The organism is Pseudomonas spirodelae, from assembly GCF_034653255.1.
GTDB classification, from domain to species: Bacteria; Pseudomonadota; Gammaproteobacteria; order Pseudomonadales; family Pseudomonadaceae; genus Aquipseudomonas; species Aquipseudomonas spirodelae.
Genome location: NZ_JAYEET010000041.1, coordinates 1 through 21,623, shown reverse-complemented (window position 1 = coordinate 21,623; position 21,623 = coordinate 1). Strand labels below are relative to the sequence as shown.

Annotated in this window: 29 protein-coding genes; 28 read left to right on the top strand and 1 reads right to left on the bottom strand. The window is 55.0% G+C overall.

The features are described 5' to 3' along the window. The first annotated feature begins 5 nt into the window (after nucleotides 1-5). The 22 genes from rpsC (at nucleotide 6) to bfr (ending at nucleotide 10,899) form a co-directional block, all read left to right on the top strand. Complete coding sequence (rpsC, locus tag SOP97_RS13605) at nucleotides 6-692, top strand: 30S ribosomal protein S3 (protein WP_069519907.1); 687 nt, start codon at nucleotides 6-8, stop codon at nucleotides 690-692. 12 nt (nucleotides 693-704) lie between these two features. After that, nucleotides 705-1,118 (top strand): 50S ribosomal protein L16, encoded by a 414-nt coding sequence (rplP, locus tag SOP97_RS13600; RefSeq protein ID WP_042552939.1) that lies wholly within the window; start codon nucleotides 705-707, stop codon nucleotides 1,116-1,118. Further along, nucleotides 1,118-1,309 carry a 50S ribosomal protein L29 gene (rpmC, locus tag SOP97_RS13595; RefSeq protein WP_002555481.1) on the top strand — a complete coding sequence of 64 codons (192 nt, stop codon included), beginning with the start codon at nucleotides 1,118-1,120 and terminating at the stop codon, nucleotides 1,307-1,309. The genes rplP and rpmC overlap by 1 nt, the downstream gene beginning before the upstream one ends. Nucleotides 1,310-1,311: 2 nt before the next feature. Then, nucleotides 1,312-1,578: a 30S ribosomal protein S17 gene (rpsQ, locus tag SOP97_RS13590; protein ID WP_090243097.1), complete on the top strand. Its 267-nt coding sequence runs from the start codon at nucleotides 1,312-1,314 to the stop codon at nucleotides 1,576-1,578. Between the two features lie 23 nt (nucleotides 1,579-1,601). Then, nucleotides 1,602-1,970: a 50S ribosomal protein L14 gene (rplN, locus tag SOP97_RS13585; RefSeq protein ID WP_014854220.1), complete on the top strand. Its 369-nt coding sequence runs from the start codon at nucleotides 1,602-1,604 to the stop codon at nucleotides 1,968-1,970. Nucleotides 1,971-1,981: 11 nt separating this feature from the next. After that, on the top strand, nucleotides 1,982-2,296 hold the full coding sequence (rplX, locus tag SOP97_RS13580; protein WP_274087708.1) for a 50S ribosomal protein L24: 315 nt from the start codon (nucleotides 1,982-1,984) through the stop codon (nucleotides 2,294-2,296). A 20-nt stretch (nucleotides 2,297-2,316) separates the two neighbouring features. Next, a complete protein-coding gene (gene rplE, locus SOP97_RS13575) occupies nucleotides 2,317-2,856 on the top strand; it encodes a 50S ribosomal protein L5 (RefSeq protein ID WP_274087709.1) in 540 nt (179 codons plus the stop codon). 13 nt (nucleotides 2,857-2,869) lie between these two features. Further along, nucleotides 2,870-3,175 carry a 30S ribosomal protein S14 gene (gene rpsN / locus SOP97_RS13570; RefSeq protein WP_090243102.1) on the top strand — a complete coding sequence of 102 codons (306 nt, stop codon included), beginning with the start codon at nucleotides 2,870-2,872 and terminating at the stop codon, nucleotides 3,173-3,175. 182 nt (nucleotides 3,176-3,357) lie between these two features. Then, nucleotides 3,358-3,750, top strand: a complete 393-nt coding sequence (gene rpsH, locus SOP97_RS13565; RefSeq protein ID WP_090243103.1) for a 30S ribosomal protein S8 — start codon at nucleotides 3,358-3,360, stop codon at nucleotides 3,748-3,750. Between the two features lie 13 nt (nucleotides 3,751-3,763). Then, nucleotides 3,764-4,297 carry a 50S ribosomal protein L6 gene (gene rplF / locus SOP97_RS13560; protein ID WP_090243104.1) on the top strand — a complete coding sequence of 178 codons (534 nt, stop codon included), beginning with the start codon at nucleotides 3,764-3,766 and terminating at the stop codon, nucleotides 4,295-4,297. Nucleotides 4,298-4,307: 10 nt separating this feature from the next. Then, nucleotides 4,308-4,658 (top strand): 50S ribosomal protein L18, encoded by a 351-nt coding sequence (gene rplR, locus SOP97_RS13555; protein WP_079204532.1) that lies wholly within the window; start codon nucleotides 4,308-4,310, stop codon nucleotides 4,656-4,658. Nucleotides 4,659-4,661: 3 nt separating this feature from the next. Beyond that, entirely contained in the window at nucleotides 4,662-5,162 is a 501-nt protein-coding gene (gene rpsE / locus SOP97_RS13550) for a 30S ribosomal protein S5 (RefSeq protein ID WP_274087710.1), read from the top strand. Nucleotides 5,163-5,164: 2 nt separating this feature from the next. Next, on the top strand, nucleotides 5,165-5,341 hold the full coding sequence (rpmD, locus tag SOP97_RS13545; protein ID WP_003186033.1) for a 50S ribosomal protein L30: 177 nt from the start codon (nucleotides 5,165-5,167) through the stop codon (nucleotides 5,339-5,341). Nucleotides 5,342-5,344: 3 nt separating this feature from the next. After that, on the top strand, nucleotides 5,345-5,779 hold the full coding sequence (rplO, locus tag SOP97_RS13540; RefSeq protein ID WP_090243121.1) for a 50S ribosomal protein L15: 435 nt from the start codon (nucleotides 5,345-5,347) through the stop codon (nucleotides 5,777-5,779). Next, nucleotides 5,780-7,108 carry a preprotein translocase subunit SecY gene (gene secY, locus SOP97_RS13535; RefSeq protein ID WP_090243123.1) on the top strand — a complete coding sequence of 443 codons (1,329 nt, stop codon included), beginning with the start codon at nucleotides 5,780-5,782 and terminating at the stop codon, nucleotides 7,106-7,108. 26 nt (nucleotides 7,109-7,134) lie between these two features. Then, entirely contained in the window at nucleotides 7,135-7,251 is a 117-nt protein-coding gene (rpmJ, locus tag SOP97_RS13530; protein ID WP_014854209.1) for a 50S ribosomal protein L36, read from the top strand. Nucleotides 7,252-7,381: 130 nt separating this feature from the next. Beyond that, on the top strand, nucleotides 7,382-7,738 hold the full coding sequence (rpsM, locus tag SOP97_RS13525) for a 30S ribosomal protein S13 (RefSeq protein WP_274087711.1): 357 nt from the start codon (nucleotides 7,382-7,384) through the stop codon (nucleotides 7,736-7,738). 30 nt (nucleotides 7,739-7,768) lie between these two features. Then, nucleotides 7,769-8,158, top strand: a complete 390-nt coding sequence (rpsK, locus tag SOP97_RS13520) for a 30S ribosomal protein S11 (protein WP_013789773.1) — start codon at nucleotides 7,769-7,771, stop codon at nucleotides 8,156-8,158. Nucleotides 8,159-8,175: 17 nt separating this feature from the next. Further along, on the top strand, nucleotides 8,176-8,796 hold the full coding sequence (gene rpsD, locus SOP97_RS13515) for a 30S ribosomal protein S4 (RefSeq protein ID WP_274087712.1): 621 nt from the start codon (nucleotides 8,176-8,178) through the stop codon (nucleotides 8,794-8,796). A gap of 22 nt (nucleotides 8,797-8,818) precedes the next feature. Next, nucleotides 8,819-9,820 carry a DNA-directed RNA polymerase subunit alpha gene (locus SOP97_RS13510; RefSeq protein WP_136665573.1) on the top strand — a complete coding sequence of 334 codons (1,002 nt, stop codon included), beginning with the start codon at nucleotides 8,819-8,821 and terminating at the stop codon, nucleotides 9,818-9,820. 42 nt (nucleotides 9,821-9,862) lie between these two features. Further along, nucleotides 9,863-10,249, top strand: a complete 387-nt coding sequence (gene rplQ / locus SOP97_RS13505; RefSeq protein ID WP_160347644.1) for a 50S ribosomal protein L17 — start codon at nucleotides 9,863-9,865, stop codon at nucleotides 10,247-10,249. Nucleotides 10,250-10,434: 185 nt separating this feature from the next. Continuing rightward, nucleotides 10,435-10,899 carry a bacterioferritin gene (gene bfr, locus SOP97_RS13500; RefSeq protein ID WP_322949545.1) on the top strand — a complete coding sequence of 155 codons (465 nt, stop codon included), beginning with the start codon at nucleotides 10,435-10,437 and terminating at the stop codon, nucleotides 10,897-10,899. A gap of 58 nt (nucleotides 10,900-10,957) precedes the next feature. Here the strand turns inward: bfr and uvrA are convergent, their stop codons facing one another. Then, complete coding sequence (gene uvrA / locus SOP97_RS13495) at nucleotides 10,958-13,792, bottom strand: excinuclease ABC subunit UvrA (protein WP_322949543.1); 2,835 nt, start codon at nucleotides 13,790-13,792, stop codon at nucleotides 10,958-10,960. A 135-nt stretch (nucleotides 13,793-13,927) separates the two neighbouring features. Between uvrA and SOP97_RS13490 the strand changes: the two genes are divergently transcribed. The 6 genes from SOP97_RS13490 to SOP97_RS13465 all read left to right on the top strand — a co-directional run bounded on the left by SOP97_RS13490 (nucleotide 13,928) and on the right by SOP97_RS13465 (nucleotide 21,150). After that, a complete protein-coding gene (locus SOP97_RS13490; protein WP_274087715.1) occupies nucleotides 13,928-15,316 on the top strand; it encodes an MFS transporter in 1,389 nt (462 codons plus the stop codon). A gap of 17 nt (nucleotides 15,317-15,333) precedes the next feature. Next, complete coding sequence (locus SOP97_RS13485) at nucleotides 15,334-15,828, top strand: single-stranded DNA-binding protein (RefSeq protein ID WP_274087716.1); 495 nt, start codon at nucleotides 15,334-15,336, stop codon at nucleotides 15,826-15,828. A gap of 192 nt (nucleotides 15,829-16,020) precedes the next feature. Then, nucleotides 16,021-17,196 carry a tyrosine-type recombinase/integrase gene (locus SOP97_RS13480; protein ID WP_278445700.1) on the top strand — a complete coding sequence of 392 codons (1,176 nt, stop codon included), beginning with the start codon at nucleotides 16,021-16,023 and terminating at the stop codon, nucleotides 17,194-17,196. Continuing rightward, the gene (locus SOP97_RS13475; RefSeq protein ID WP_278378421.1) at nucleotides 17,193-18,722 is read left to right on the top strand and encodes a site-specific integrase; all 1,530 of its coding nucleotides are present in this window, start codon (nucleotides 17,193-17,195) and stop codon (nucleotides 18,720-18,722) included. Before SOP97_RS13480 ends, SOP97_RS13475 begins: the two co-directional genes overlap by 4 nt. Further along, nucleotides 18,715-20,733 carry an integrase gene (locus SOP97_RS13470; protein ID WP_322949537.1) on the top strand — a complete coding sequence of 673 codons (2,019 nt, stop codon included), beginning with the start codon at nucleotides 18,715-18,717 and terminating at the stop codon, nucleotides 20,731-20,733. Before SOP97_RS13475 ends, SOP97_RS13470 begins: the two co-directional genes overlap by 8 nt. A 3-nt stretch (nucleotides 20,734-20,736) precedes the next feature. Next, nucleotides 20,737-21,150 (top strand): hypothetical protein, encoded by a 414-nt coding sequence (locus tag SOP97_RS13465; RefSeq protein ID WP_322949535.1) that lies wholly within the window; start codon nucleotides 20,737-20,739, stop codon nucleotides 21,148-21,150. Nucleotides 21,151-21,623 lie beyond the last annotated feature (473 nt).

Below are 21,623 nucleotides of genomic sequence, written 5' to 3'. Positions count from 1 at the left end.
ATCAGATGGGTCAGAAAGTACATCCCATTGGCATTCGCCTGGGAATCGTCAAGGAGCACACCTCCGTCTGGTACGCCAGCGGTCGGACTTATGCGGACTATTTGTTCGCTGATCTGAAGGTGCGTGAGTATCTCCAAGACAAACTAAAAAGCGCGTCCGTAAGCCGTATCGACATTGCTCGCCCGGCTCAGACTGCACGTATCACCATCCACACTGCTCGTCCCGGTATCGTTATCGGTAAGAAAGGTGAAGATGTTGAGAAGCTGCGTCAGGACCTGACCAAGCAAATGGGTGTGCCTGTGCACATCAATATCGAAGAGATCCGTAAGCCGGAGCTCGACGGTATGCTGGTTGCGCAGAGCGTAGCTCAGCAGCTGGAGCGTCGTGTGATGTTCCGTCGCGCTATGAAGCGCGCTGTACAGAACGCCATGCGTATTGGTGCCAAGGGCATCAAAATCCAAGTGAGCGGTCGTCTCGGCGGTGCTGAAATTGCACGTACCGAATGGTATCGCGAAGGTCGTGTGCCGTTGCACACCCTGCGTGCCGATATCGACTATGCCACGTACGAAGCGCACACCACTTATGGTGTGATCGGTGTCAAGGTTTGGATCTTCAAAGGCGAAGTAATTGGTGGCCTTAAAGAAGAACTGAAACCACAAGCACCTGCGCCTCGTAAAAAAGCTGCTAAGTAAGGGGTACGCCAAATGTTGCAACCAAAGCGTACGAAGTTCCGTAAGCAGATGACCGGCCACAACCGTGGTCTGGCTCAGCGCGGTAGCAAAGTCAGCTTCGGCGAGTTCGCGCTGAAGTCTGTTGCCCGCGGTCGTCTCACCGCCCGTCAGATTGAGTCCGCTCGTCGTGCTCTGACTCGTCACGTTAAGCGTGGCGGGAAAATCTGGATTCGCGTTTTCCCGGACAAGCCGGTTACCAAGAAGCCTCTCGAAGTGCGGATGGGTAAAGGTAAGGGTAGCGTTGAATATTGGGTAGCTCAGATCCAGCCAGGCAAAGTCCTGTATGAGATCGAAGGCGTTTCCGAAGAGTTGGCGCGTGAGGCTTTTGCCCTGGCTGCTGCAAAGCTGCCGCTCGCCACCACTTTTGTTAAGCGGACGGTGATGTGATGAAGGCGAATGAACTTCGTGAAAAATCAGCACAGCAGCTGAACGAGCAACTGCTCGGCCTGCTGCGCGACCAGTTCAATCTGCGTATGCAGAAAGCAACTGGCCAGTTGGGGCAGTCTCACCTGCTCTCGCAAGTTAAGCGCGACATCGCTCGTGTGAAAACTGTGCTCAACCAGCAGGCAGGTAAGTGATCATGGCTGAAGCCGAAAAAACAGTCCGTACGCTGACCGGCCGTGTCGTCAGCGACAAGATGGACAAGACCATCACCGTATTGATCGAGCGTCGCGTTAAGCACCCGATCTACGGCAAATATGTCAAGCGTTCGACCAAGCTGCACGCGCACGACGAAACCAACCAGAGCAAGATCGGCGACAAAGTTTCCATTCGTGAAACGCGTCCCGTAGCCAAGACTAAGTCTTGGGCGCTGGTTGAGATCCTCGAACGCGCAGTGGAAGTCTAAGGGCTAAGGGTCGGAGAAATTATATGATTCAGACTCAATCCATGCTCGACGTCGCTGACAACAGCGGTGCTCGTCGCGTTATGTGTATCAAGGTGCTTGGCGGTTCCCACCGTCGTTACGCTGGCATCGGCGACATCATCAAGGTGACCGTTAAGGAAGCAATTCCGCGCGGTAAAGTGAAGAAAGGCCAAGTGATGACTGCTGTAGTAGTCCGCACGCGTCACGGCGTTCGTCGCCCTGATGGCTCGATCATTCGCTTCGATGGCAACGCTGCTGTTCTGCTGAACAACAAGCAAGAGCCAATTGGCACTCGTATTTTTGGGCCAGTGACTCGTGAGCTTCGTAATGAGAAGTTCATGAAGATCGTCTCGCTCGCCCCTGAAGTGCTCTAAGGAGATCCGACATGCAAAAGATTCGTCGTGACGACGAGATCATCGTGATCGCCGGTAAAGACAAAGGTAAGCGTGGCAAGGTGCTGAAGGTGCTCGCTGACGACCGTTTGGTCGTTGGTGGGATCAACCTGGTGAAGCGCCATACCAAGCCGAACCCGATGTCGGGCGTTCAGGGCGGTATCATCGAGAAAGAAGCGCCTCTGCACGCTTCTAACGTTGCCATTTTCAATGGCGAAACCAGCAAGGCTGATCGCGTTGGTTTCAAAGTTGAAGACGGTAAGAAAATTCGTGTCTTCAAGTCGACCCAAAAAGCGGTTGATGCTTGAACACTGCTAGGTAGAAGACCATGGCACGACTAAAAGAGATTTACCGGAAAGAAATCGCGCCGAAGCTTAAGGAAGAACTTAAGCTCGCGAACGTGATGGAAGTTCCGCGCATCACCAAGATCACCCTTAACATGGGCCTGGGCGAAGCAATCGGTGACAAGAAAATCATCGAGCACGCTGTAGCCGACCTGGAAAAGATCACCGGTCAGAAAGTCGTTGTGACTTATGCCCGTAAGTCGATTGCAGGCTTCAAGGTTCGTGAGGGCTGGCCGATTGGCGTCAAAGTTACTCTGCGTCGCGAAAAGATGTATGAGTTCCTGGATCGTCTGCTGTCTATCTCCCTGCCGCGCGTGCGTGACTTCCGCGGCCTGAATGCCAAGTCCTTCGATGGTCGTGGCAACTACAGCATGGGCGTTAAAGAGCAGATCATTTTCCCGGAAATTGACTACGACAAGATCGACGCTCTGCGTGGTTTGGACATTACCCTGACCACCACCGCTCGTTCGGATGATGAAGGTCGCGCCTTGTTGCGTGCTTTCAAATTCCCGTTCCGCAACTGATTGGAGTTGGATCATGGCCAAAACCAGCATGAAAAACCGTGAGCTGAAGCGTCAGCAAACGGTAGCAAAGTACGCTAAGAAGCGTGCTGAGCTGAAAGCTACCATCGCCGATCTGAACGCCAGTCCAGAAGCGCGTTGGGAAGCTCAGGTGGCGCTGCAGAAGCAGCCGCGTGACGCGAGCGCTTCGCGCCTGCGTAATCGCTGCCGCATTACCGGTCGTCCGCACGGCGTTTATCGCAAGTTCGGTCTGTCGCGTATCAAGCTGCGTGAAGCTGCAATGCGTGGTGATGTACCAGGTCTGGTTAAAGCCAGCTGGTAAAAAGCAGAGCCGGCCTAGTGCCGGCTTTGTCTTATCTGTGAATCAAGCCCCTTTGGGGCTTGATTCATTTTTGATCAGTCTCTAGAATGCTCGGCTCGCCTGAGCCTGGCTTGATTTTTTCAAGAATTCTCAGCGACTGTAGCCGCAAGGCTAATTCTTTTTGTATCAGGAGCGTCTAGCCCATGAGTATGCAGGACCCGTTAGCGGACATGCTAACTCGTATCCGTAATGCCCAGATGGCTGAAAAGTCCGTCGTAAGCATGCCGTCTTCCACGTTGAAGGTGGCTGTAGCCAAAGTTTTGAAAGACGAAGGTTATATTGCGGGTTATCAGATCAGCGGTGAAGTTAAGCCGCAGCTGTCCATCGAGCTGAAGTACTTCGAAGGCCGTCCGGTTATCGAAGAAGTTAAGCGCGTAAGCCGCCCAGGCCTTCGCCAATATAAATCCTCTGATGATCTGCCGAAAGTTCGTGGCGGTCTCGGGGTTTCCATCGTCTCCACCAATAAAGGTGTGATGACGGACCGCGCTGCGCGCGCTGCCGGTGTCGGCGGCGAAGTGCTTTGCACAGTGTTCTAAGGGGGGAATAAGCATGTCTCGCGTTGCTAAGAACCCCGTTACGCTGCCAGCTGGTGTTGAGGTCAAACTCGCCGGCCAACAGCTTTCGGTAAAGGGTGCCAAGGGCACTCTCGAACTGAATGTTCACTCGTCCGTTGAAGTCCTGCATGAAGCCGGTGAGCTGCGTTTCGCTGCTCGCAATGGTGATCAGCAGACTCGCGCCATGGCCGGCACTACTCGTGCTCTGGTCAACAATATGGTGATCGGCGTCCACGCTGGCTTTGAGCGTAAGCTTCAATTGGTCGGCGTTGGTTACAAGGCGCAAGCCAAAGGTCAGGTGTTGAGCCTCTCTCTGGGCTACTCCCATCCGATTGAGTACGAATTGCCGGAAGGCATCGTGGCTGAGACTCCCAACCAGACCGAGATCCTGATCAAGGGTACGGACAAGCAAGTGGTTGGTCAGGTCGCTGCGGAGATTCGTGACTTCCGTCGTCCTGAACCTTATAAGGGCAAAGGTGTTCGTTACGCTGACGAAGTCGTCCGCCGTAAAGAAGCCAAGAAGAAGTAGGGCATAGCAAATGACCGACAAAAAAGTTACTCGACTGCGTCGCGCTCGCAAAGCACGCCTGAAAATGCACGAGCTAGAAGCCGTGCGTCTCTGCGTGTATCGCTCTTCGCAGCACATCTATGCCCAGGTCATTTCGGCCGACGGCAGCAAGGTTCTGGCCAGTGCCTCTACCTTGGACAAAGCACTGCGTGACGGCGCCACTGGCAACGTCGACGCGGCCAAGAAAGTTGGCGAGCTGGTTGCCGAGCGTGCGAAAGCCGCTGGTGTGACTCAGGTTGCATTCGACCGTTCTGGCTTCAAGTACCACGGCCGCGTCCAGGCGCTGGCTGATGCTGCTCGTGAAGGCGGGCTGGAGTTCTAAGTTATGGCAAATAACGACCAAAAGCGCGACGAAGGCTATATCGAGAAGCTGGTACAGGTAAACCGCGTTGCTAAAACCGTTAAAGGTGGCCGTATCTTCACTTTCACCGCGTTGACCGTGGTGGGTGATGGTAAGGGTCGCGTCGGTTTTGGCCGTGGCAAATCCCGTGAAGTGCCGGCTGCCATCCAGAAGGCGATGGAAGCTGCTCGTCGCAACATGATCCAGGTAGACCTGAACGGTACCACCTTGCAGTACGCCATTAAGTCTAACCATGGCGCTTCTAAGGTGTACATGCAGCCTGCTTCTGAAGGTACCGGTATCATTGCCGGCGGCGCTATGCGTGCGGTTCTGGAAGTGGCTGGTGTACAGAACGTTTTGGCTAAGTGCTACGGCTCGACTAACCAAGTAAACGTGGTTTACGCCACTTTCAAAGGTTTGAAAGCAATGCAGTCGCCAGGTTCTATTGCGGCTAAGCGTGGCAAGAGCGTCGAGGAGATTCTCTAATCATGGCTACCGTAAAAGTTACGCTGATCAAAAGCATGACCGGCCGTATCCCCAACCATAAACTTTGCGTTAAAGGTTTGGGTCTGCGTCGCATCGGTCACACCGTAGAAGTTTTGGATACTCCCGAGAATCGCGGGATGATCAACAAGGCTTACTACATGCTGCGAGTCGAGGGTTAATACATGTACCTGAACGATCTGAGTCCTGCGCCGGGTTCCCGTCGCGAGAAGCACCGTCCGGGCCGTGGTATCGGTAGCGGTTTGGGTAAGACTGGTGGCCGCGGCCACAAAGGTCAAACCTCCCGTTCCGGTGGCACCATTGCTCCGGGTTTCGAAGGCGGCCAGCAGCCTCTGCACCGTCGTCTGCCAAAGTTCGGTTTCGTTTCTTTGAAAGCTATGGATCGTGCGCAAGTGCGTACTTCCGAGCTGAATAAAATCGAAGGCGGCATTGTTACTCTGCAGTCGCTGAAGGATGCCAACCTGATCAACCAAAACGTACAGCGTGTGAAAGTCATGCTGTCCGGTGAAGTTACTCAGGCAGTCACCCTTAAAGGTATCGCCGTCACCAAAGGTGCGCGCGCGGCTATCGAAGCAGCTGGCGGTAAGTTCGAGGAATAAATGGCTAAGCAAGGTGCTCTCTCAGCGCTCAGCAATGGCGGGTTATCCGAGCTCTGGGCTCGTCTGCGCTTTCTGTTAATGGCGATTATCGTCTATCGGATAGGTGCACACATCCCGGTTCCCGGTATTAACCCTGATCGGCTGGCGGACCTGTTTCGACAGAATGAGGGGACCATTCTTAGCTTGTTCAACATGTTTTCCGGTGGCGCGTTGGAGCGCATGAGCATATTTGCACTGGGGATCATGCCGTATATTTCGGCGTCGATCATCATGCAGCTCATGACCGCTGTTAGCCCGCAGTTGGAGCAGTTGAAGAAGGAAGGTGAGGCTGGCCGTCGTAAGATTAGCCAGTACACCCGCTACGGCACCCTCGTCCTGGCTATTGTCCAAGCAGTTGGCATGTCCGTCGGCTTGGCCAGTCAGGGCGTAGCGTTTACGGTCGATTTCGGCTTCCACTTCGTTGCAGTTACCACGTTTGTGGCGGGTGCAATGTTTATGATGTGGTTGGGCGAGCAAATCACTGAGCGTGGTGTTGGCAACGGTATTTCGATGCTGATCTTTGCAGGCATCGTGGCCGGTCTGCCGTCGGCGATTGGGCAGTCTTTCGAGTCTGCTCGTCAGGGTGATATTAATATCTTTGCCTTGATCGCCATCGGTTTGCTGGCAGTAGCGATTATCGGTTTCGTGGTGTTCATTGAGCGTGGTCAGCGTCGCATTGCGGTGCATTACGCCAAGCGTCAGCAGGGTCGCAAGGTCTTTGCTGCGCAGACCAGCCACTTGCCGTTGAAGGTGAATATGGCAGGGGTTATCCCGGCTATTTTCGCCAGCAGCCTTCTGTTATTCCCGGCTTCGCTGGGTGCCTGGTTTGGTCAGTCTGAGGGTATGGGCTGGCTGCAGGATATTTCACAGGCTATCGCTCCTGGTCAGCCGTTGAACATTTTGCTGTTTAGTGCAGGGATCGTATTTTTCTGCTTCTTCTATACAGCGCTGATGTTCAACCCGAAAGACGTAGCGGAGAACCTGAAGAAGTCCGGTGCCTTTATTCCCGGTATCCGTCCAGGCGAGCAGTCGGCGCGCTATATCGATGGCGTGTTGACGCGTTTGACCATGTTCGGTGCTCTGTACATGACGGCCGTATGCTTGTTGCCCCAGTTCCTGGTGGTGGCTGCCAACGTACCGTTCTATCTTGGCGGGACTTCGTTGCTGATCGTGGTAGTGGTTGTGATGGACTTCATGTCGCAAGTACAATCGCACCTCGTTTCGCACCAGTACGAATCCCTGATGAAGAAAGCCAACCTGAAGGGCTACGGCAGCGGCATGCTGCGCTGAAGTCCATAAGGTTCGAGGAGTTGGTGATGAAAGTTCGTGCATCGGTGAAAAAGCTGTGCCGTAACTGCAAAATTGTTCGTCGCGAAGGTGTTGTTCGCGTTATTTGCAGTGCGGAGCCGCGTCACAAGCAGCGCCAAGGCTGATTGTGAAGAAGTGATAAGCCCGGCAGCTAGTGCGCTGCCGGGTTGATTATTTGTTTTTACAGCGTTAATATCTCGCGCCCTATTTCTTGGCTTCCGGGGCGTAGGTAGCTGTCAATTGGAGTTCCACTGAATGGCCCGTATTGCAGGCGTTAACATTCCGGATAACAAGCACACTGTTATCTCGTTGACCTACATCTATGGTGTTGGTCGCACTACTGCACAGAAAGTCTGTGCTGCCGCCGGCGTTAATCCGGCTGCAAAAATCAAAGATCTCTCTGATGAGCAGATCGAGCAGCTGCGTGGCGAAGTAGCCAAGGTGAATACCGAAGGCGACCTGCGTCGTGAAGTGAACATGAAAATCAAGCGTTTGATGGACCTGGGTTGCTTCCGTGGTCTGCGTCATCGTCGCGGTCTGCCGGTTCGCGGTCAGCGTACCAAGACCAACGCGCGTACCCGTAAGGGCCCGCGTAAGCCGATCCGCAAGTAATCGCATTCGCGCATCGACAGGAATTTAGTCATGGCAAAACCTGCTGCTCGTACTCGTAAGAAAGTCAAAAAGACAGTGGTTGATGGCATCGCCCACATCCACGCTTCGTTCAACAACACAATCGTGACCATTACTGACCGTCAGGGCAATGCTCTGTCCTGGGCTACCTCTGGTGGTTCGGGTTTCCGCGGCTCGCGTAAAAGCACCCCGTTCGCCGCCCAGGTGGCTGCAGAACGTGCTGGTCAAGCTGCGCTGGAATACGGCCTGAAGAACCTCGACGTTAACGTTAAGGGTCCCGGTCCGGGTCGTGAGTCCGCTGTCCGTGCTTTGAACGGCTGTGGTTATAAGATCGCCAGCATCACCGATGTGACGCCTATCCCGCACAACGGGTGCCGTCCTTCGAAGAAGCGTCGCGTGTAATCAGGAGACAGTGAGAAATGGCTCGTTACATTGGTCCCAAATGCAAACTGTCTCGTCGTGAAGGCACAGATCTTTTCCTGAAAAGCGGTGTACGCGCTCTGGAATCGAAGTGCAACATCGAAGCAGCCCCAGGTATTCACGGTCAGCGTCGTGGTCGTCAGTCTGACTACGGTACTCAGCTGCGTGAAAAGCAAAAAGTTCGTCGTATCTACGGTGTGCTTGAGCGTCAATTCAGCGGTTATTACAAAGCAGCTGCCGGCAAGAAAGGCGCTACTGGTGAGAACCTGCTGCAATTGCTCGAGTGCCGTTTGGATAACGTGGTTTATCGCATGGGCTACGGCTCTACTCGCGCTGAATCCCGTCAGCTGGTATCGCACAAGTCGATCAGCGTAAACGGCAATACTGTAAACGTTCCGTCCTACCAGGTTAAAGCTGGCGACGTCGTTGCAGTTCGCGAGAAGGCGAAGAATCAGCTGCGCATTGTTCAAGCTCTCGAGCTGTGTGCTCAGCGTGGCCGCGTTGAATGGGTAGATGTAGACACTGAGAAGAAGTCTGGCGTGTTTAAAAGCGTTCCGGCTCGCAGTGATCTCTCCGCCGACATCAACGAAAGCCTGATTGTCGAGCTCTACTCCAAGTAAGGGCTAGAAAATAGGTGCATCCATGCAGATTTCGGTAAATGAGTTCCTGACCCCCCGTCACATTGATGTGCAGGTGGTCAGTCCGACCCGCGCCAAGATCACTCTCGAGCCTCTCGAGCGTGGCTTTGGCCACACCCTGGGCAACGCGCTGCGACGCATCTTGTTGTCCTCTATGCCTGGCTGTGCAGTAGTTGAGGCCGAGATTGACGGTGTACTCCATGAGTACAGCGCCATCGAAGGTGTTCAGGAAGATGTCATTGAAATCCTGCTCAACCTGAAAGGTCTGGCTGTCAAACTGCACGGTCGTGACGAAGTGACACTGACTCTGGCGAAGAAGGGCTCGGGCGTAGTTACCGCTGCCGATATTCAGCTGGATCACGATGTCGAAATCGTCAATGGCGACCACGTAATCGCCAATATGGCTTCCACTGGCGCGCTGAACATGAAGCTGACCATCGCTCGTGGTCGCGGCTATGAGCCGGCTGACGCTCGTCAGAGCGATGAAGATGAAAGCCGCAGCATTGGTCGCTTGCAGCTGGATGCTTCTTTCAGCCCGGTACGCCGTGTGTCGTACGTGGTGGAAAACGCTCGTGTTGAGCAGCGTACTAACTTGGACAAGCTGGTTATCGACCTAGAGACCAACGGTACTCTGGATCCTGAAGAGGCTATTCGCCGCGCTGCAACCATCCTGCAACAGCAGTTGGCTGCGTTCGTCGACCTCAAAGGTGACAGTGAGCCTGTGGTTATCGAGCAGGAAGACGAGATCGATCCGATCCTTCTGCGTCCGGTTGATGACCTGGAATTGACTGTTCGTTCGGCTAACTGCCTCAAGGCAGAAAACATTTACTACATCGGTGATCTGATTCAGCGCACCGAAGTGGAACTGTTGAAAACGCCGAACTTGGGCAAGAAGTCCCTGACTGAAATCAAGGATGTTCTGGCTTCTCGCGGTCTTTCCCTCGGTATGCGCCTCGACAACTGGCCGCCGGCAAGTCTGAAGAAAGACGATAAGGCGACTGCCTGATCGTCATCATCACCGAACGTGAGTTTGGTAAGGAATTGAACCATGCGTCATCGTAAAAGTGGCCGTCACCTCAGCCGCACCAGCGCACACCGCAAGGCCATGTTCCAGAACATGGCGGTATCGTTGTTCGAGCATGAGCTGATCAAAACTACTCTGCCGAAAGCCAAAGAGCTGCGTCGCGTTGCCGAGCCGCTGATTACTCTGGCTAAAGAAGACAGCGTTGCCAATCGTCGTCTGGCCTTCGACCGTACACGTTCGAAAGCTATCGTTGGTAAGCTGTTCAACGACCTGGGCAAGCGCTATGCCACCCGTCAGGGCGGTTACCTGCGTATTCTCAAGTGCGGTTTCCGCGCTGGCGACAATGCTCCAATGGCTTATGTTGAGCTGGTTGACCGTCCGGTCGCTGGTGCAGCTGTAGACGCTGAGTAAGTTGTAGGTTGTATAAAAAACCGGGCCTTGGCCCGGTTTTTTTATACGTGAAATAAGCGTCGCCCACCTGCTGTACTGAGCGCTGCTAAGCACCTGTGGTCGTCTAGATTCTAGCTTTGTGCTTGACCCATGCGCTGCGTGAGGCCAGCATTAACGCCTGTACCGCTCGTTTAAGGAAATGCCCCGTGAAAGGCCATGTAGAAGTCATCGATTACCTGAAAATGCTGCTTAAAGGCGAGCTGGCGGCGCGTGATCAATATTTCGTGCATTCGCGCCTGTATGAGGATTGGGGCTTCAACAAGCTGTACGAGCGCATCAACCATGAAATGGAAGAGGAGACTCAGCACGCCGATGCCATCCTCAAGCGGATTCTGTTTCTCGAAGGTTCGCCTGACATGGTTCCGGATAGCTTCCGTTTTGGCCAAACAGTGCCTGAGATGCTCAAGCTCGACTTGGCGCTGGAATATCACGTGCGCGCCGCACTGAGCAAAGGTATTGCCCTGTGCGAGCAGCATCAGGATTACCAGACCCGCGATATCCTGCTGGTGCAACTCAAGGACACTGAAGAAGATCATGCTTACTGGCTGGAGGTGCAGCTAGGGCTGATCGACAGGATTGGTCTAGAGAACTACCTGCAGGCGCAGATGTAAGGTTGCAGCTGATAATAAAAAGCCCCGCTTGTGCGGGGCTTTTTTGTAGCGTGCGAGGTTAGTCGCGATCACGCTCCAGTAGCGGTTTGAGGAAGTAACCCGTATGCGACTGCGCTATTTCGGCGACTTCCTCGGGTGTGCCGACCGCAATAATCTGACCGCCCTTGGAGCCGCCTTCTGGGCCGAGATCTACCAGCCAGTCGGCGGTCTTGATAACGTCCAAATTGTGCTCGATCACCACCACGGTATTGCCGTGGTCGCGCAGGCGGTGCAGGACGTCGAGCAGTTGCTGGATATCGGCGAAGTGCAGGCCGGTGGTTGGCTCATCAAGGATGTACAGCGTCTTGCCTGTGTCGCGCTTGCTTAGCTCGCGACTCAGCTTGACGCGCTGCGCCTCGCCGCCGGACAGGGTGGTCGCGCTCTGCCCCAGCTTTATATAGGACAGGCCAACATCCATCAGGGTTTGCAGCTTGCGCGCCAGCGCCGGCACGGCATCGAAGAACAGTCGCGCTTCCTCGATAGTCATGTCGAGTACTTCGGTGATGCTTTTACCCTTGTACTTCACTTCCAAGGTTTCACGGTTGTAGCGTTTGCTCTTGCACACGTCGCAAGGCACATAGATGTCCGGCAGGAAGTGCATCTCCACCTTGATCAAGCCGTCGCCCTGGCAGGCCTCGCAGCGCCCGCCCTTGACGTTGAAGCTGAAGCGCCCAGGCCCGTAACCGCGCGAGCGCGACTCCGGCACGCCCGCGAACAGTTCGCGAATCGGCGTAAACAGGCCGGTATAGGTCGCCGGGTTCGAGCGTGGCGTGCGGCCTATCGGGCTTTGGTCGATGTCGACCACTTTGTCTAAATGCTGCAAGCCGTCGATGCTGTCGTGGGCGGCGGCTTCTAGGGTAGTGGCGCCGTTGAGCGCAGTGGCACTCAGCGGATAAAGGGTGTTGTTGATCAGTGTCGATTTGCCCGAGCCGGATACGCCAGTGACGCAGGTCAGCAGGCCAATTGGGATCTCCAGGTCGACATTGCGCAGGTTGTTGCCGCGAGCCCCCTTAATCTTCAGCAAAAGCGTGTTGTCGCGTGGCGTTCGCTTGTCCGGCACTTTGATCTTCACTCGGCCGGAGAGGTACTTGCCGGTCAGAGAGTCGGGGTGAGCCATGACTTCAGCGGCTGTGCCCTGGGCGACGATTTGACCGCCGTGTACGCCGGCACCTGGGCCAATATCGACCACGTAATCGGCCATACGGATAGCGTCTTCGTCGTGCTCGACCACGATCACCGTGTTGCCGATGTCTCGTAGGTGGCGCAGGGTGCCGAGCAGGCGTTCATTGTCGCGCTGATGCAGGCCGATAGAGGGTTCGTCGAGGATGTACATGACCCCGACCAGGCCGGCGCCAATCTGGCTGGCCAGGCGGATGCGCTGCGCTTCACCGCCGGACAGGGTGTCGGCGCTGCGGTCCAGGGTCAGGTAGTCGAGGCCGACGTTGACCAGAAACTGCAGGCGCTCGCGAATTTCCTTGAGGATCTTTTCGGCAATTTCGCCGCGTCGCCCCGGCAGCGCGAGGCTGCCGAAATACTCGGTGGCGTCGCCAATTGGCATGCCGCTGACCGCCGGCAGGGTCTTCTCGCCGACCCACACGTGCCGCGCTTCCCGGCGCAGGCGGGTGCCGCGGCAGTCCTGGCAGGCTTGGGTGCTGAGGAACTTAGCCAGCTCTTCACGCACGCTGGTGGATTCGGTTTCACGGTAGCGCCGCTCCAGGTTCGGCACGATGCCTTCGAACGGGTGCGAGCGTTTGACGATATCGCCACGGTCGTTGAGGTATTTGAAGTCGACGTTCTGCGCGCCGCTGCCGAACAGGATGCACTTCTGGTGTTCGGCGCTGAGCTCATCAAAGGGTACTTCCAGGCTGAACCCGTAATGTGCGGCAAGGGAACCGAGCATTTGAAAGTAATAGACGTTACGTCGGTCCCAGCCGCGGATTGCGCCCTCGGCCAGGGTCATCTCGCCATTGACCAGGCGTTTGATGTCGAAGAACTGCTTAACGCCAAGACCGTCGCAGGTCGGGCAGGCACCCGCCGGGTTGTTGAACGAGAACAGCTTGGGTTCCAGTTCACTGATTGAGTGGCCACAGGTCGGGCAGGCGAAGCGCGCAGAGAAAATGATTTCTTCACCGCTCTCGCCTTCCATTGGGGCGATCAGCGCCAGGCCGTCGGCCAGCTTCAGTGCCGTCTCGAACGACTCGGCGAGGCGCTGCTGCAGGTCGCCGCGGGCTTTGAAGCGGTCAACCACCGCATCAATGCTGTGCTTCTTTTGCTTGTCGAGTTTCGGCAGCTCGTCCAGCTCATAAATCTTGCCGTTGACTCGCACGCGGACAAAGCCCTGGGCGCGCAGTTCATCGAAGACCGCCAAGTGTTCGCCCTTGCGCTCGCGAATAATCGGCGCCAGCAGCATCAGCTTGCTGCCTTCGGGCAGAGCCAGCACTTGATCGACCATCTGGCTGACGGTTTGTGCCTCCAGCGGCAGGTCATGGTCCGGGCAGCGCGGAATGCCGGCGCGGGCATAGAGCAGGCGCAGGTAGTCGTAGATCTCGGTGATGGTGCCGACGGTGGAACGCGGGTTGTGTGAGGTGGATTTCTGCTCGATGGAGATCGCTGGCGAGAGGCCTTCGATGGTGTCGACATCGGGCTTTTCCATCATCGACAAAAATTGCCGAGCGTAGGCCGAGAGTGATTCGACATAGCGGCGCTGGCCCTCGGCGTAGAGGGTGTCAAAAGCCAGTGATGACTTGCCGGAGCCGGACAGGCCGGTAATCACGATCAGCTTGTCGCGCGGCAGGGTCAGGTCGATATTCTTCAGGTTATGGGTGCGGGCACCCCGGATCAGAATCTTGTCCACAAACAGCGGCCTCGCATGGCGGGCGGAAAACCACCGAGTATACGGGGCCAAAGGCGAGCGCGGCAAAGCGTCACTGCTGTGCCGCATCGATTGAGTGCTGGTAGAATCGCCGCCTCTTTATTCAGGGTCTTTCCCATGCATGATCCGCACAGCGAGCGTATGAGCGGCAGTGAAACCCGCGCGGCCGGTGGCCTGGCGCTGGTGTTCGCGTTCCGCATGCTCGGTATGTTTATGGTGCTGCCCGTGCTGGCAACCTATGGCATGGAATTGCAGGGCAGTACGCCGGCGCTAATCGGCCTGGCCATCGGTGCCTATGGTCTGACACAGGCGTTTTTGCAGATTCCTTTTGGCATGCTCAGTGACCGTATCGGTCGTCGTCCGGTGATCTATGCGGGGCTGGTGATCTTTGCCGCCGGTAGCCTGCTGGCGGCCAATGCCGATTCGATCTACGGGGTGATTGCCGGGCGTGTGCTGCAGGGGGCTGGCGCGATTTCTGCGGCGGTGATGGCGTTGCTCTCCGACCTTACCCGCGAGCAGCACAGGACTAAGGCCATGGCGATGATCGGCATGAGCATCGGCCTGTCCTTTGCCGTGGCGATGGTGGTGGGGCCGCTGCTAACCCGCGCCTTTGGTTTGTCGGGGTTGTTTCTTGCCACCGCCGCCATGGCGCTGCTGGGTATTGTTATTGTCGCGGGGCTCGTGCCTTCTTCCGCCGGGCCGTTGCAGCATCGCGAGTCCGGGGTGAATAAGCGGGCGTTAGTGCCGACCCTTAAAAATGCGGACTTGTTGCGCCTGGACTTCGGCATTCTGGTGCTGCATGCAATCTTGATGGCTAGTTTTATCGCCTTGCCCTTGGCATTGGTGGAGCAGGGCGGGTTGGCCAAGGAAGAGCACTGGTGGGTCTATCTGACGGCGCTGCTGGTGGGTTTCTTCGGCATGGTGCCGTTTATCATTTATGGCGAGAAAAAACGCCGGATGAAGCATGTGCTACTCGGCGCGGTGATGGTGCTGCTGCTGTGTGAGCTGTTCTTCTGGTGGTTCGGCACCAGTCTGCGCGCGCTGGTGCTCGGTACGGTGGTGTTCTTCACGGCATTCAACCTGCTGGAAGCTTCGTTGCCGTCGCTGATCAGCAAGGTTGCACCGGCTGGCGGCAAAGGGACGGCGATGGGCGTGTATTCCACTAGCCAGTTCCTTGGCGCGGCTATCGGCGGCATCCTTGGTGGTTGGCTGTATCAGCACTACAGTCTGTCGGGCGTGTTTGCGGGCTGTGCCTTACTGGCTCTTTTTTGGCTAGCCTTTGCTGTTACTATGCGCGAACCGCCGTATGTAACCAGCCTGCGCCTGCCGCTTTCAGCGGCAGCGTTGCAAGAAGCTGGACTGGCCGAGCGTTTACAGGCAGTGCCCGGAGTGGCGGATGCCGTAGTGGCGCGCGATGAAGCGGCCATCTATATCAAAGTGGATACCCAACAATTGGATCGTACGTCCCTCGAGCGCCTCCTAGAGCCGGCGCCGGCGACGTGCTGAAAGCTTAGGAGAACGTTATGGCCCGTGGGGTTAACAAAGTCATTCTGGTCGGCACCTGCGGACAGGACCCGGAAACCCGCTACCTGCCAAACGGCAACGCGGTTACCAACCTGAGCCTGGCCACCAGCGAGCAGTGGACCGACAAGCAAACCGGGCAGAAGGTCGAAAAGACCGAATGGCACCGCGTTTCGATGTTCGGCAAGGTCGCGGAGATCGCCGGCGAATACCTGCGCAAAGGTTCGCAGGTCTATATCGAAGGCAAACTGCAAACCCGCGAGTGGGAAAAAGACGGCATCAAGCGTTACACCACTGAAATCGTTGTGGATATGCAGGGCACCATGCAGCTGCTGGGCGGCCGTCCAGACAACACCGGTGGTGATTCTGCTTCGCGTCAGCAGCGTCCTGCTGCGCCGCAGCGCGCACCACAGCAAGCCGCTCCGCGTCCGGCACCACAACCGGCGGCTCAGCCTGCGCCGGATTTCGACAGCTTTGATGACGATATTCCGTTCTAGCCCGTACCTAAGACCATAGTGTAAATTTTTAACACAGAGCCCCCGTATTACGGGGGCTCTTGTTTTTTACTGTGTAAAATATTTATTGTAAGATTAGAGGTAGTAGCATACCGTGTAGAAGTGTTAATTATATGGGTGGTTGTCATGGGGCTTTCGGTTAGGCACGTGATCTTTCAAGGCGGCGAGCGTTACATGCTTCTCGTTGACGAAAACGGTATGCCCCTTTACTTCCCCGCTCTGTACGTCACTGTGGTAATCCGAGGTGGCAGCAGGGCTGCAAATACCATCAGAAACACCTTAAGTGCGATAAAGGTGCTCTACGATTGGCAGGCTGACTACAAGGTCGATATCGAATCGAGCTTTGCCAGTGGTGAGCTTCTCGAGGCTTATCAAATTCACGCTATACGCGATTACATGCAGCGCTCACTAGATGGCGACGTGCAGGCTGAAAAGAAAGTCGTCTCAATCACTTCGCATAAGCACAAGCCAAAGGTCGTCTCTACCAAGGTGCAATATGCCCGCCTGACGGTCGTAGCGGAGTACCTTGGCTTCCTCGCGGTTCAGCTTCAGCAAGGCTCTGAGGAAACTAAAAAGCGCATTCAGGCTATGGTCAGCACGCTCAAGGCCTGCCGCCCGAAAATTTCTAATAAGTCGCAAAAGGATCGGGATGAGATGCATCTCGATGTTGAGTTGCTCAACAGGCTCGACAAGGCGCTTAAGCCTGGCTGTAAGGACAACCCGGTTAAAAGTTATGAGGTGCAGGTTCGCAATGCGTTGATGATTGCCATTTTGCGCGTGACAGGCATGCGGCGCGGCGAGTTGTTGAACCTGAAGGTCGAAGATGTCGACTTTTCTGCAAACAAACTGTCGGTTGTTCGGCGGCCTGATGCAAAAGGAGATCTGCGCTCATATCAGCCCGTTGCGAAGACGCGTGAGCGCACCATTCCCGTCGATCCGTTACTGGCTGATCGCATTCATGACTACGTGCTCAAGTATCGGAGCAAAGTGCCGGGAGCGAAAAAACACGGCTATCTGTTCGTTACGCACAAGGTCGGCCCATCTTGCGGGCGTCCGCTGTCGTTAGCAGGATTCGCCAAGTTCATGCGTGAGATCAAAAGCCTAGGGCCAGAGTTCGGTGACGTGCATGCTCATGCTTTGCGCCACGCCTGGAATTATGTGTTCTCGAAACAGTTGGATGAAAAAGGCGTAACGCCTGAGCGCGAGCAGCAAGTGCGCTCTTACCTGATGGGCTGGAATCCTACATCAGGCACGGCGGCGACATATAACAAGCGGCACATTAAAGAGGAGGCGGCTAAGGCGGTGCTCGGGTTGCAAGACCGCTATTTAAACAAAGGAGAAAAGGTATGAGTGGGCAGGTCGCGCCGGTGGTTGTAGATGAAGAGCTCCTTTCGCGAGAAGGCTATAAATTCAGGCTCAGTGATGATCAATGGAGGCTCAGTAAGGATTACAACTTTACAGTTGCTGCGGTCAAATCGCTGTTGAGTCCTGATCTATACCTCGCGCTTCGTCATGTGCTCGCTTTTTATGCCACTACAGCCTCGGCAGGCTATACCCAAAGTCTTTTTTACCACTGTAAAACCTACCTTAAGACGATCACTTGTCTGTTGCCATTTAGCGTCGAGTCTCTTATTTCTTACCGCTCTACGCTCGACAAAAATACCGAGTGGCAGCTGGCTTCTTTGCGCACGTTTATCAGGCAGTGGCATGCAATGGGGCACCCTGGCATTGCCGATGAGGTCGTTCAACTGCTAAGCAAGTGGCGCCTAAGCGCTGGTGAGCGAGGGTATGCCGTTCAGTCGATGTGCCCCGACTCTGGGCCGTTGACTGATATTGAAATGCAGGGCGTGGTCGAAGCTGTAACTACCGCCTTCGGTGAGGGGCGACTGGCGCTAGTGGATACCGCACTCACACTCACTATCGCGCTGACTGGTCGGCGGCGAGTACAGGTCGCTGGTTTGAAGATCAAAGATCTCATCAAGCAGACCAGTAAAGATGGCATCGACAAATTTTTTATTAACTTCCCGCGTGCCAAGCAGCATTTTCAGGGTTGGCGCAGCTCGTTCAGCAAGTTTGCAGTCAGTGAAGACCTCTGGCTTATTTTACAAGAGCAGGCTGCGGCTACTCAGCGAGAGTTTGCAAGTATGGTGGGCGAGTCAGTGGCTGCCCAACTGGTATCCGAGCTGCCGCTATTTCCAAATTTGAGCGTGCTCGATCCCAGTGCTGGCTTGGAAGAGCAGCTGACAATGGATTACTTACACATGCGAACTGCCAATTTAGGCGGCGTGATGCTTAGGGTTTCAGACGCAACCAACGTCATCAGCGAGCGCACCGGACTGCCGATCAACCTCACGCCCTATCGCTTCCGGTACACGCTGGGCACGAACTTGGCGCGTGAAGGCAAGCGTGAATACGTGATTGCTGAGGCGCTGGACCACTCTGACACGCAGCATGTCGGCGTCTACGTCAAAAACATCCCTGATATCGTTAAGCACATCAACAAAGCAGTAGCCCTGCGGCTCGGGCCTATCGCCCAGGCATTTCAGGGTGTGCTTATCGCCTCTGAGCGCGACGCGATACGTGGCGATGACCCAAGTAGCCGCATTACTAATGGTGCGCAAGGTGTGGGCACGTGCGGCAGTTACGGATTTTGCGGCGCGCTTGCCCCCATTGCCTGTTACACCTGTAACAATTTCCAACCGTGGCTTGACGGTCCTCACGAAGCTGTCCTTGACGGGCTAATCAATGAGCGCGATAGCGTGTTTGAGCAGACCGGCGACCTTAAGATTGCTGCCGTCAATGACCGTCTGATTCTTGCTGTCAGTGACGTAGTAAATCGTTGTAAGGCAATGAGGGAGGATGACGAAGATGTCTAACATTCTGCTCTTTAAGCCAAAAGCAGAGCTTGATGCTAGAGCTAATCTGGAAGCTTTCATTGCTATGTGCCGTGACAAACTCACAGTTTTTGGGGCTGACCTGGACTGGGACAGCCATGCTTGGCCAAAGGTCTGCAATTTCACTGTCATGGGAGCGCCCTCGCGTGGTTACACCCCTGAACAGTTGCTGAACGCAGAGATCATCCCGTTCGCCAAGGCTTATATGCGCTACCAGCAGGGCCACAACCCAGCAAAGCTCAAAAACGAAATCAAGGCCATTCGCTGCATCGAAAAAGCCTTGTTGCAAGTCAAAGGCAAGGCCGATATCACCTTGGTCGATACTAATGTCATGGATATTGCCGCAGTAGTTGCACGCGAATATCAGACGGCCGCATATCAAGCTGGAATTGCCCTTCGTAAGCTCATTGAGTTTCTCAATGAGAGCGGAATGATTTCACGCCAAGTTATTTGGAAAAACCCAATCTCAAAGCCTGCAGAAATCATCCGGACAAACCCGGAGGCCAAAGCTAAGCGCAATGCAAAGATGCCAGATGAGCAATGGTTGGACTGGATGGCTGAGATGTTCGCAAATGACCTTCAGGCGGCGCGAGACCGATTCACGACGTCGATCTTCGCTTTGTTGATGTGCGCGCCCTCGCGTATTACTGAGATTCAGGATTTACCTGTTAACTGCTTGCACTACGAAGATGATGACCAGGGCACCAAGTGCGTTGGTCTTCGGTTTTATGGCGGAAAGGGGTTTGGCTCTGACATCAAGTGGTCTTCTGAAGTCTTCAACGAGACGGCCATCGAGGCCGTTCGGCGGCTCACGGAGCTATCCGACGCGGGACGAAAACTGGCGCGTTGGTACGAAGAGAATCCTGACAAGTTTTATCGCCATGAAAGCTGTCCCAATGTATCCGAAACGCAACCTTTGACCGATCAGCAGGCGTGCAGAGCGCTGGGCTTGTCTAACGACGATACGCGAACTGCCCTAAGGCAATATTTCAAGAAATATGAGCCTTATCAGGTGCTTCAGGTCACGGGCGAGCCTTTGACCCTCGAGTTCCTAAATACCTATTGCCGCAGCCAGTTGCCCGAAGGCTGGCCTTGGAAAAACAAGGAACGGCATATTAAGTACTCCGATGCGCTCTGCTGCTTTCGCTGGAACGAATTGCGTGGAGATATGGGCCCGAGTCCAGTGTTGTTGTGGGTGCCTTCCAAGAGCACGTTTACAACCGATTTGAATTATATCGATGGCCAAGAAAAAAACATCTGGACGCGCAATGGCTATAAGAATTTGGACGGGTCTGAAATATCGATGACTTCTCATCAGGTTAGGCACTATTTGAACACCATCGGTCAGCAGAACGCCCTTGGTGAGCTTTACATTGCCCGCTGGTCTGGTAGGGCAAATATTCACCAAAATGCCACTTACAACCACATGACCACCGATGAGTATGTGGCTCTAGCTAAGGGCGTTGGTGTTGGCTCAGCGTTAGTAAAGATCAAGGCCAATATACCTGTTACTTTTGCTGATCTTGAGGCTGTGGGCGAAGGTATTGCTCATGTGACTGAGTACGGCTTCTGTGTACACGATTTTTCGATGTTGCCCTGTCAGAAACATAGGGACTGTCTGAATTGCACAGAGCAGGTATGCGTCAAAGGCGACGAAGGAAAGTTGCAGCGTTTGAAGCAGCAGCGTGACGGTACTCGGTTGCAACTTAAGAAAGCGCAGGACGCCAGCAGTTCCGGTGAATTTGATGTGGGCAGTGTTGGCCGTTGGACAGCGCACCAGATCAAGACAGTCGAGCGAATTGAACAACTGATTCAGATTCTTGAGTCGCCCGACACCGCGAATGGTGCAGTGATTCGTATGCGACATGATCAGGAGTTCAGTCCTTTAAAACGGGCACTCGCAGCTAAGTCCGCAACACCTAAACTGTCGGCCCCATCTGAAGACGTTGTGGAGCCGGAAATCGATGAGCTGCGCGCGCTGCTGGGGGTTTAGGTCATGGCCAAGCATCTAGCGGGAAAAGACATCGATATCATCATCAACCAGATCGACAGTGTGCGTGACAAGCTGACTTGGGAGGGGTTGTGTGATGCCGTCGCTCCGTTGATCGGTACCCGGCCTACTAGGCAGACACTGAATGCCCATGAGCGCGTCAAGACGGCATTCGCGCTCAAAAAAGAGCAGATCAAGTCCGGATTCAAAAGCTCAAAGAGACCGGCAAGCTTGGCTATTGCCGAGCAGCGTATCAGTCGCCTGGAAAGCGAGAACGAACGGTTGAAGCGTGAAAATCAGCTCTTGTTGCAACGGTTCGCCACCTGGCAGTACAACGCCTACAAGCACGGAATGACACCCGCCAAGCTCGATGCACCACTCTCCGCCATTGATCGCGACTCATCAGAGAAGAAGGGCTAGGCGGATGGCCACTGAATCGCCCCGCATTCCCTCGCGCCTTAAAGGCTTTTCAGGCAGGCAGAAAGGTCTAATCAGACCGTCCCCCCAACGCCTTTAAACTTCTCTACAAACTCAGCAATTTTCTGGAAAACGCTTTGTTTTTTCGTAAGCGTCCAGCCAAGACACATTCCAACGCTGTATCACGCGCTGAACGGGTAGCCTGTATCACAGGCTGCACGCTTACTCTGTATCACACGCTGCACGCATAAAAATCAGTGCGAGACTATTACGGGTAGGCTGTTTGGGGTGATACACCAGTGTGGTTACTGGTGGGTTTTGGTGGCTTAGAGCCTCGTTCAACTTGCCCATATTCCGACTGCTATTTGCTGACGGAGTGACGCCCAAAAAAGTCAATGAGTAGTATCTGATCGTCACCGCCAGTCTAGCTTGCGTGACTCAGCTTGATGCCCACTGATGCGGCAGCAGTTGGCCGA